This window comes from Microcystis sp. M20BS1, assembly GCF_020245305.1.
Taxonomy (GTDB): domain Bacteria; phylum Cyanobacteriota; class Cyanobacteriia; order Cyanobacteriales; family Microcystaceae; genus Microcystis; species Microcystis ichthyoblabe_A.
This window is the reverse complement of record NZ_JADBUZ010000212.1, coordinates 1-9,754: the sequence shown is the minus strand read 5'-3', so window position 1 is coordinate 9,754 and position 9,754 is coordinate 1. Positions and strand designations below refer to the sequence as shown.

The window sequence follows — 9,754 nt, the reverse complement described above, 5'->3', positions numbered from 1 at the left end:
TTCTCCTCGCTCAATTGAGACTTGTTCGTTGATAATTTCAACGATTCCTATTTCATCGATAATTCCGGCTACTAATCCCAGATGGTCTAGATTTTTGACTTCAATTTCTGTTGATTGATTCCTGGTCGAACAGTCCACTCGTCTCAGTTTTCCAACAATTCCTATTTTTTCATAATTAGGGGTTTCAAGACCCCCCTAGCTGGTGCCGAGAAAACCTTCACCAGCTAAGTATTTTTACTCAAGTCTCTGGAGGGGGACAGCTTATGTGACAGTTGAAGGTGCGGAATGTGGGTTAAAAAACCTAGAAATCAGTTTTTAGGATGGTAAACAAGTTGAATATCGATTTTATTTCTCTTGAATTCCCACTCTTGATCTCTCAGCCTTCTGATCTTCCAGAAATTTTCCTTGTTGCCAGAGAACTATGATACAATGGCATCAAAAAATAGAGAAAAAATTTTTTTATCATGGACAAGGTGTCAACACCAAGCCTATCAATTGTTATTCCCACTAGAGAAGGATTCGCTGACCACTGGTTTAATGCGCTGACCGAGGTCAAGGGAGAAGTAGAATTTATCTTGGTTCATCCACCGGGAGCCCCTAAGTATCCCACTTCCGACCCTAGGGTACAGCAAATAGTCAGTCCCTTGCGGGGAGAAATTATTCAACGTGCCACAGGTTTGATCAATGCTACCGCTCCCTATACATTGACAATTAATTGTGATGAGTATATCAATCCCGACATTTCAGAAATTAGCCGTCAATACTTTTCCCGATTTCCTGATAGTTGGGTCATGAGACTTAGCCGGAAAGATGTTGAATTTGGTAAAAAAGAAATTCTAGAAGCTCCTTGGCTCTCACCAAAACCGATCGAAAAACTAGAAGTTTGTGGTAGGTCTCAAGGTAACTCTAAGCTATACGAACAAGGCAACTACCTATTGGAAATTCCCATTACTCCTATCGATAATAAATTTGATGTAATGTGTATTTTTAGAGGAAGAAGAGATCATCGAGGTCCGCATACAGAGAATTTTGACAAGAAGGTTTGGAAAACTTCTATAGCACAGGAAACCCTGAAGGATCTGGTGGGGTTAATGCCTTTTATGGGTCCGTTTAAGTATATTCCCTTTTGGTGTCTTGATCGAGTTTTGGGACTAGCTATACAAGCGAAGTTTTTTGAGCAAGGAAAAGGCAAAATTATTGGTCATCTCTTACCGATGCCAGAACAAATTCGTATTGAAAATAATCCACCTGAATACATACGATTTAATCGTTATGGTGTACTTTCTGAACTTTACTTAATCAGACGTTTTCCCCAGTACGGATATATGTGGAATCTCGTTATTCCCAACATCTTAAATGTGCCGCGAATCTTTATTCGTTCTCGCTTGGGTAAAGAGGTATGAAATATCAGTCTATCTGTAATCTCCCAAGTAAGTAAGTATTAAGACTTGCTTCCTATTTTTTAGCTGTTAACCTTAATTTAGCTTTTTAAATATTTGCCTAATTTTAATTTTCACACCGTTGTAAAATTCTTCAAAAAATAGATTCCAAAAGTAGCCATACTGGGGAAATTGTTTCACTAACAACATCTCTACCAACACTAACAATCGCACTGTTTTTAAGGAATAAGGCCTAACAATATATCTGATTTGACCAGGTTCGGGCATCCAATGACCAATACAAGCACCTGTTTGAAAAAATTTAGCTTGAATATATAGTCCGATTGCCCTATCTAATCCCCAAAGAGGCAACCAAGTTAAAAGTTCCGCCATTCTTGTCCCTTGAAACATTTCTGTGAGAGCTTCTTTAACTGCTGGACTTTTCCAAATGGTATTATTAAAAGGTTCCACATGACTTCCATGAATGTCTTTTCTCTTAGCGTAGGGCCAGAGAGCAACTTTTATATCAAAATGATTTTCTAGAGGAGCAATGGGAACCTCTATCAAATCCTGATAGGAATCTTCTCTTTTTCTGGCAATCCTAAGTTGCTCAAGAGATGGCAATTGCTGCCAAGGTCTTTTAATTTTTTCTTCATCTAAGTAGTTTATTTTTTCTTTAAACAAACGCAGCATCCAACTCTGAGGAAATTTCTCAAAGTATTCAAGAGTTAGGGATACAACATCCGGATGCACGAAGTCATCATCATCTAAAGCCAGTATATACTGACCAGTGGCGTTCATTAAACCGAAGGCTCTTTGAGGTGTTTCTCCTTTGTAGAGACTGTATAAAATTTTTACTCGTGGGTCAGTTATGAAGGCCGCAGTTGTGCCGGGAGGGTAAACTAAGATAAATTCTACGTTTCCCTGCACGGATAAAAGTTGTTGTAACCAATATTCGGAAAAATTTCCGATGGTCGGGCTAATAATAGATAATATCGGTTGATTGAAACTAGCAAGCATCTCTGGTGAATTTATTGAGAAATAATTTGACGATACCAACACAAATTTGCTGAACTTAGGTGACTACCAAGACTCTCTCAAAAAAATACTTTTCAGATGAGAGATGGTAATTCTTGTTGACTCTTATTGTAATCTTGGGGAATGCCTATGTCAATAAAATATTCGTCAGAAATCAAGCCATACATGGGAATTTTCTCGGTATAAACTTTGAGAAAGTCGTCCTCAAAAGAAAATTTTGATGGCAGATCAAAGCTGGATAATATGTTTTTCCCTGCACAATATATGCCGCCATTAATATAGCCCTTATCTTGATATTTTTTGGATTCAAACCCGATAATTTTTTGGTCATCGTCTAGCATAACATTATTATAACGATCAAAGTCAGTTAGCGGCTTCAGAGCAACAGTTATCAGGGATTTCTTTTGACTATGTAAATTAATTAAGGCGGATAAATTGACATTAAACAAGGTATCTCCGTTGACAATTAATGCTTGTTCGGTTTCAATTTTATTGAGTGCCAACCGGATTGCTCCTCCAGTTCCCAAGGGTGTATCTTCTATCAAATAAGTTAGCTCGTATTCCTTGTATTTATAACCAAAATGATCGATAATTTTCTGATGTTCATAGCCCACAGAAACTAAAAATTTGTTGGTAATTTTTTGAGAGATTAGGTAATCTAATAGATATTCTAAAAAAGGCCTGTCGGCAACGGGAGCCATAGGTTTTGGTAAACTGTTGATGACTGATCGCAACCTAGTTCCTAACCCACCCGCCAGAATAATTACATCCATAGATACACCTCAAAAATTTGAATTATTGCCAATCTTTTAAAAACTATTTTTAGGGTTACAGGGATAATCCTTCCCCGTTGATGCTTGGTTTGCTATAATGTCCATGCTTGGGTTCCGTATTTGGTAAAATGAAAATTAATCACTTGGCCTCCTTCTGATTTCAAAGCTTTTATTACTTCGATTTTCTTGGTAGGATCGACCATAAAGATAATAAAACCACCGCCACCAGCTCCTGATATTTTGCCTGAATAGGCCCCGGTTTCCCTAGCTACCCGATAAATGCGATCAATCTGCGGATTACTAATTAATTTGGATAATTTCTTTTTCGCTTCCCAAGAAGTTCTCAGAATTTCTGCTATCCCCATAAAATCTGATTTAAGCAGTGCTTCTTTAAAGAGAATTGCCTCTTTTTTGAGTTGATGGGTAGCGGTGATCGCTTGTTCATTTTTTTCTTGGACATTCTGAATTTGATCCTCAATTACTTGAGATGAGTAGCGAGAAATGCCTGTATAGTAGAGGATCAGAGAGACTTCCAATTCATTGATCACCCAATTTTTAATCCGCAAAGGATTAACTATGACTCGATCTTGTTCATAAAATTCCATAAAATTAAAACCGCCAAAAGTGGCAGCGTACTGATCCTGTTTGCCCCCTAACCAGCTTAGATCAATTCGTTCGATCTCGTAGGCTAAATGGGCGATATCATACTCACCTAGGGGTAATTTTAACAGTTCCACAAAGGCTTTAACCATGGCTACCGCTAGGGTAGAAGAAGAACCTAATCCCGAACCAGCCGGCGCATCGGAAAAGGTAGTGATTTGCAGCGGCAAAGGTTGCCCTTGATTAAAGTCTTTAATCAAACGATTATAGACCGCTTTATGCAGATCGAGAACGCCGTTATAGAGGAGAGGAAACTGGAGGGTTTCTATTTGTTGTTCTCCTCGATCGGCGGCAACAAAAATGACTTGTTTGTCAGTAATTTCCGTGACTGTACAGTAGGCATAGAGATCGATAGTAGCGTTGAGAACGTAACCCCCATAAAGACTACAGTAGGGCTCCACATCGGTGCCGCCACCACCTAAACCTAATCTTAAAGGAGCTTTGGTTCTGATGATCATAGGTAGGCTGTTTAGGTTGATTTTTTGCTAGGAGATTTTAGTTAGGAAAGAGCGCTTCTTCGATCGCTAAACAAATAGTATGGAGAACAAAACCATGACCTTCTTGAATGCGCGGGGTACTGATACTAGGAATCATCAAACAATAATCGGTTTTTTGCTCTAGAGCTAATCCCTTCGCCCCAGTTAAACCGATGCTAGTGAGACCTTTTACTTGACAAACTTTGAGAGCTTGATGGATATTAGCGGAATTTCCCGAAGTGGAAATACCGATAAACACATCGCCAGGGTTTCCTTCCGCTTCTATCTGGCGGCTAAAAATATATTCGTAGCCATAATCGTTGGCAATCGCTGTTAAACTGGCGATATCGCTATTGAGGACGCGAACTGGCAAAGACTGTCTTTCTTTCAGAAATCGGCCGTGCAGCTCACCGCCAAAATGGATAGCATCGGCGGCACTGCCTCCATTACCAGCCACTAATACTTTGTGGTTATTGCGATAAGCATTGATACATACTTGGCAAATCTCTTGGATTTTTTCTAGATATTTTGTCTCGGTTAGTAGGTTTTTTTTCAGGACATAAGCTTCCTCCAATTCAGTCTTGATTAAAATTGACAGAGACGGATCACTCTGGAAACTATCCAATTTTTTGTTTGATTTTTCCACCATTGGCATAGGTTTGATTTTCCAATTTTTATTAGTTGAATAAATTTAACTCTCAATCATTCTGTCATTATATTGAATAGTATCAAAAGACGAGAATCGCTCTCCATTAATTGGGTATAAAACCCCTAGCACGGTAGAATTGATCACAGGACAAGAAAAACAGGCCAATGATAGTTCTAGAAAAACCTAGAGCGATCAAGTCAAAAGAGTGATTTTTTGCCAGTTATTCTGGGAATATACCACAAACGCCCCAACCCTAGCACAATTTGTTTTGTTTGTGAATAAACTTTTGATCTATTCTGGCCGAGACGAGGGATTTCTGAGCGGGGGTTCAACCTTTGCCAGTCTTGGCCTTTTGTTTGGCTGGACAAAAATGTTAACAATTCCTGACAATACCGCCGATATAATCAAAAGCCCAAAGGCCTGACGGCGTATAATATGCCCTGATTGCTATACCCTGACATCTAGATAGTAAAGAGAAGCAATTTAGCCGAGAAAACTAGCACAAATCGCGACAATCCCTCGAATTTTGTCTGTCCATCGGTTCAAGCTCTCGTCTCTGACAGAAGAACTGAGAATTCTAGTCCCCGACTCGAAAAAGTCCCACATAATGAATCCTTTCCCCGCAATTTCCGTCAATGACGGCCACCAGAAATACCCGTCTCCGCCACATCTTGGCAATTCTGACCGCGAAAGCGAAGATAGAGCAAAAAAGAACAAAGCCTTATTTCTCGATCGAGATGGGGTAGTTATTGACTATATTCCCTATCTGAGCAAACCAGAACAGGTGAGCATTCCCGCCGGGGCAGCGGCTGCCTTAAAACAGTGGCAGGATGCGGGTTATCTGCTGATCATCATCACCAATCAATCGGGACTTGCTAGGGGCTATTTCACTTGGGACGATTTGGCGGCGATTCACGGGCGTATGATTGAGGAATACCGACAATTGGGCGTGCATTTTCACGATCTTGCCATCTGCCCGCACCATCCCGACGAAGGTTGTCCCTGCCGCAAACCCTCCCCCTATCTGCTGCTGACAGCCGCCCAGCAATACGGAATTGACTTAGCCGGCTCGTTGTTCATCGGCGATGCGCCCAGTGATCTAGAATGCGCCCTAGAAGCTGGTTGTCAGCCCGTATTACTCTTAACAGGGCGAGGAAAAGTCACTTTTGGGGAGATCGAGAAATACCCAGTTGAGATTCCCGTATATAGCCAACTAAAGGAAACGGTAGAATTATTGTCAAAAACCGCTGCCGAACCAGAATTATGAGAATATTAGTCCTTTTTTGCAATAACTTTCCCTATCCACCTAGTCGCGGGGCAACGGAGGGGAGAACTTTTAACCTGATCAAATGTCTTCACCAAAACCACGATGTCACCCTGTTTGCTCGTCGGGTAGAAAATGTCACGGAAACTCAGATCGAAGAATTAAAAACCTTTACCAATCATCTTGTCTTATTTCCGCCCCAGGAAATTCCCGAACCAGGCAAGGGACTGACAAAACTAATCGGTCAAACAGGGCGCTTTCTGGAGGCAATAGTACAGATGACCCCTGCTAGTGTTCTTAGTTATCGTTCGCCGCTAATTCAAGAGCGAATAGATGAATACGTCGAGCAGCAAAAATGTGATGTAATTATCTGCGCTCAGAGTATCAGCGAGATTTTTATTCGGCCAGAATACCGTCAGCGAGTCAAAACCGTAGTAGATATTCACAGTTCCGTGTATGGTTGGACACGCAATCATTTGGATAGAGGAGCCTCCACCTATCCCCTGCGGGATTTTCTCTATCTGCCCCTACTCTATCAGTACGAAAAACGTTACTGTGCCAAGTTTTCGCAATTGGTGGCCACTACCGATTATGATCGCGAACAATTATTAAAAATCCTCCCGGATGCACGGGTGGATATCGTGCCTAATGGCGTGGATTTAGCCCTGTTTCCCTATCGTCCTCGGGATCCCGGCGGTCATAAATTGGTCTTTGTCGGTGCCATGAGTTCCACCCATAATATCGATGCCGCCCGTTTTTTTGTTTTAGAAGTCCTGCCAGTCATTCAACAGCGATATCCCGACACCACTTTAACCCTAGTGGGGGCCAACCCAGCACCGGAAGTTCTCGAACTGGCCAAGTATCCCGGTGTGAGGGTGACGGGAACCGTTCCCTCGACAGTGGAATATTTACACCGAGGAACCGTTTGTGTGGTTCCCCTGCGGGTGGGATTGGGAATCAAGACTAAAACTCTAGAATCCATGGCCGCGGGGATTCCGATTGTCGCCAGCGATCGCGGTTTAGAGGGTTTAACGGTGGCAGCAGCGGGAATTCCCCCTAGGGCGCTGCGGGCTAATAGTGTTGCTGAGTACGTTGCAGCGATCTCTAGGTTGTTCGATGATCCTTCTGTGCGAGAACAACTGTCCCATAATGCCCGGGCGATGGTGGAATCGGAGTACACCTGGGAGCGAGCGGGACAAAGATACGAGGAAATTTTGCAGGACTAATATTATTTCTTAACCCCGAAATTTCCCTCGAGACTGTTAGAGGGTTTTACCGCTATAAAAATTGATTTTTTGGAGCCTAATCATGAAAGTTTTAATAGTAGGAAATTACGTCAACGATCGGCAGATTAGTATTAATCGTTTTGTCGGTTTAGTGGAGAAAGGACTCAGACAAAAAGGACACGAAATTCGGCGAGTGCAAGCACAGCCTATTTTCGGTCAACTGAAGCCTTCTCCCCAGGGAATCGGCAAGTGGTTAGGGTACATCGATAAGTTAATTATTTTCCCAGTGCAGTTACGTCAGCAGCTTGATTGGGCTGATATCGTCTGCATTTGTGATCAAGCTTTATCCTATTTAACTCCCTATCTAAAAGATCGCAAATATTTTATCATCTGTCATGATCTGCTGGCCATCCGTTCCGCCCTAGGAGAAATTCCTGAAAATCCCACCAGTTGGACGGGAAAACAGTATCAGGCGATGATTTTGCGAGGATTAAAACAGGCTAAATATGTTGTCTGTTCTTCCGAAGCTACTCGTGCCGATGTTCTCCGTTTAACTAAAATTGCTCCCGAACAAACGGAAGTAATTGAGGATTGCTTGAATCAGGGATACAGTCCGATGACAAAAGCAGCAGCAGTAGCTCTGGTGGGCAAATTTAATATCAACCGTGATTATCCTTGGCTAATTCATGTCGGAGGCCGCCAATGGTATAAAAATCGATTGGGATTGCTGAAAATATTCAAGAGGTTAATCACTTTCTCTGGTCTGGAAAATTGCCGATTGATCCTGATGGGAAAACTTTTGCTGCCAGATATGCGAGAATTTGTTAATCAGAATAACTTGTCCGCACAAGTAATCGAATTAGGAACCGTCTCTGATGATGACTTACGCGCCTTTTATTGCCTAGCAACTGCTTTAATTTTTCCCTCCTTTCAGGAAGGATTCGGTGTTCCCGTGATTGAAGCTCAATCCTGTGGTTGTCCCGTCTTTACCTCCAATCGTCTCCCCATGACTGTTATCGCTGACGATGCGGCAGTGTATTTCGATCCCACCGAACACGAGGCTGCCGCTACTATTATTGCAGAAAATCTTCTCGCTCCCGATCGCCTGGAAGATTTGAGGCAAAAAGGTTTTATCAATGCCACTCGCTTTACTTACGAAAGAATGATCCAATCCTACGACCAATTATTGCCAAAATTGTAGTCTAGAGCTTTTTGGCGACTCATTAAGTACCTAAGCAAAATTAATTACACATTTCGATAAAGCTTTTGCCTATTGCCTTTTGCCTATCCTAACCAAGAAATTAATTTTGCACGACTACTTATCATCGAAAATTTGGGTCTGAAACCCCGCCGTTCTACGACGGCTTTACTGTTAAATATTAGCGCATTTACACGATATATGCTAGAATGTGAGGTATGGAAAAAGCCTATTCGTTCCGATTTTACCCAACACCCGAACAAGAGTCGCTATTGCGGCGCACATTGGGCTGTGTAAGATTAGTTTACAACAAAGCTCTCCACGAACGAACACAAGCATGGTACGAAAGACAAGAAAGAGTAGGATATGTTCAAACTTCTTCAATGCTAACCGATTGGAAAAAGCAAGAAGAATTAAACTTTCTCAATGAGGTAAGCTGTGTACCTTTACAACAAGGGTTAAGACATTTACAAACAGCTTTCACTAACTTCTTTGCTGGTCGTACTAAGTATCCTAACTTTAAGAAAAAACATCAGGGAGGAAGTGCCGAATTTACCAAATCAGCCTTTAAATTTAAAGACAAACAAATCTATTTAGCCAAATGCACAGAACCTTTACCTATTCGATGGTCAAGACAAATCCCAGAAGCTTGTGACCCAAGTACAGTAACAGTCAGATTACATCCTTCTGGACGCTGGCATATCTCAATAAGATTTGATGACCCAACGATTAAGCCTTTCCCAGTAACAGATAAAGCCATCGGAATTGACTTAGGAATTAGTAGCATTGTGATTACCAGCGACGGCGATAAAGTGTCTAATCCCAAGCACTTTAAAAAGCATTATCGGAGACTGCGAAAAGCGCAAAAAAATCTTTCTAGAAAACAGAAAGGCTCAAAAAATCGGGAAAAAGCAAGAATCAAAGTAGCCAAGATTCACGCTCAAATCACCGATAGCAGAAAAGACCATTTACATAAGCTAACCACTCAATTAGTTCGTGAAAACCAAACGATTGTGGTTGAGAATTTAGCCGTCAAGAATATGGTCAAAAACCCCAAGTTATCTCAGGCAATATCTGACGTTAGTTGGGGA

At 41.6% G+C, this 9,754-nt stretch carries 10 protein-coding genes; 5 read left to right on the top strand and 5 right to left on the bottom strand.

Annotation, left to right across the window (positions count from 1 at the left end; all coding sequences use genetic code 11):
* Positions 1 to 138, bottom strand: a 138-nt coding sequence (locus IM507_RS20225; protein ID WP_287637610.1) for a DUF4277 domain-containing protein, incomplete at its 3' end; no start/stop codon positions are given.
* A 326-nt stretch (positions 139 to 464) separates the two neighbouring features.
* Here IM507_RS20225 and IM507_RS20220 point away from each other — a divergent pair.
* The gene (locus IM507_RS20220; RefSeq protein WP_002753938.1) at positions 465 to 1,403 is read left to right on the top strand and encodes a hypothetical protein; all 939 of its coding nucleotides are present in this window, start codon (positions 465 to 467) and stop codon (positions 1,401 to 1,403) included.
* Positions 1,404 to 1,475: 72 nt separating this feature from the next.
* On the opposite strand, the gene IM507_RS20215 is transcribed toward IM507_RS20220, so the two are convergent.
* The 4 genes from IM507_RS20215 to IM507_RS20200 all read right to left on the bottom strand — a co-directional run bounded on the left by IM507_RS20215 (position 1,476) and on the right by IM507_RS20200 (position 4,981).
* A complete protein-coding gene (locus tag IM507_RS20215; protein WP_016516562.1) occupies positions 1,476 to 2,399 on the bottom strand; it encodes a glycosyltransferase family A protein in 924 nt (307 codons plus the stop codon).
* Positions 2,400 to 2,491: 92 nt separating this feature from the next.
* On the bottom strand, positions 2,492 to 3,190 hold the full coding sequence (locus IM507_RS20210; RefSeq protein ID WP_002734845.1) for a nucleotidyltransferase family protein: 699 nt from the start codon (positions 3,188 to 3,190) through the stop codon (positions 2,492 to 2,494).
* 92 nt (positions 3,191 to 3,282) lie between these two features.
* Complete coding sequence (locus IM507_RS20205; protein WP_287637608.1) at positions 3,283 to 4,308, bottom strand: GHMP family kinase ATP-binding protein; 1,026 nt, start codon at positions 4,306 to 4,308, stop codon at positions 3,283 to 3,285.
* A gap of 37 nt (positions 4,309 to 4,345) precedes the next feature.
* A complete protein-coding gene (locus IM507_RS20200; protein ID WP_069475522.1) occupies positions 4,346 to 4,981 on the bottom strand; it encodes a D-sedoheptulose-7-phosphate isomerase in 636 nt (211 codons plus the stop codon).
* A gap of 601 nt (positions 4,982 to 5,582) precedes the next feature.
* Between IM507_RS20200 and IM507_RS20195 the strand changes: the two genes are divergently transcribed.
* From IM507_RS20195 to IM507_RS20180, 4 genes are all read left to right on the top strand, one after another.
* Positions 5,583 to 6,242, top strand: a complete 660-nt coding sequence (locus IM507_RS20195; RefSeq protein ID WP_002777674.1) for a D-glycero-alpha-D-manno-heptose-1,7-bisphosphate 7-phosphatase — start codon at positions 5,583 to 5,585, stop codon at positions 6,240 to 6,242.
* Positions 6,239 to 7,465 carry a glycosyltransferase family 4 protein gene (locus tag IM507_RS20190; protein WP_069475523.1) on the top strand — a complete coding sequence of 409 codons (1,227 nt, stop codon included), beginning with the start codon at positions 6,239 to 6,241 and terminating at the stop codon, positions 7,463 to 7,465. The genes IM507_RS20195 and IM507_RS20190 overlap by 4 nt, the downstream gene beginning before the upstream one ends.
* Before the next feature lie 82 nt (positions 7,466 to 7,547).
* Positions 7,548 to 8,666: a glycosyltransferase family 4 protein gene (locus IM507_RS20185; RefSeq protein ID WP_002794615.1), complete on the top strand. Its 1,119-nt coding sequence runs from the start codon at positions 7,548 to 7,550 to the stop codon at positions 8,664 to 8,666.
* 215 nt (positions 8,667 to 8,881) lie between these two features.
* Positions 8,882 to 9,754: RNA-guided endonuclease InsQ/TnpB family protein (locus IM507_RS20180; RefSeq protein WP_287637606.1), on the top strand; the 873-nt coding region annotated here is incomplete at its 3' end.

What these genes read in the sequence shown, in the direction of transcription:
- IM507_RS20215 (WP_016516562.1), bottom strand. Translation starts at nt 2,399, where the DNA reads ATGCTTGCTAGTTTCAATCAACCGATATTATCTATTATTAGCCCGACC.
- IM507_RS20185 (WP_002794615.1), top strand. Translation starts at nt 7,548, where the DNA reads ATGAAAGTTTTAATAGTAGGAAATTACGTCAACGATCGGCAGATTAGT.
- IM507_RS20190 (WP_069475523.1), top strand. Translation starts at nt 6,239, where the DNA reads ATGAGAATATTAGTCCTTTTTTGCAATAACTTTCCCTATCCACCTAGT.
- IM507_RS20200 (WP_069475522.1), bottom strand. Translation starts at nt 4,981, where the DNA reads ATGCCAATGGTGGAAAAATCAAACAAAAAATTGGATAGTTTCCAGAGT.
- IM507_RS20195 (WP_002777674.1), top strand. Translation starts at nt 5,583, where the DNA reads ATGAATCCTTTCCCCGCAATTTCCGTCAATGACGGCCACCAGAAATAC.
- IM507_RS20210 (WP_002734845.1), bottom strand. Translation starts at nt 3,190, where the DNA reads ATGGATGTAATTATTCTGGCGGGTGGGTTAGGAACTAGGTTGCGATCA.
- IM507_RS20220 (WP_002753938.1), top strand. Translation starts at nt 465, where the DNA reads ATGGACAAGGTGTCAACACCAAGCCTATCAATTGTTATTCCCACTAGA.
- IM507_RS20205 (WP_287637608.1), bottom strand. Translation starts at nt 4,308, where the DNA reads ATGATCATCAGAACCAAAGCTCCTTTAAGATTAGGTTTAGGTGGTGGC.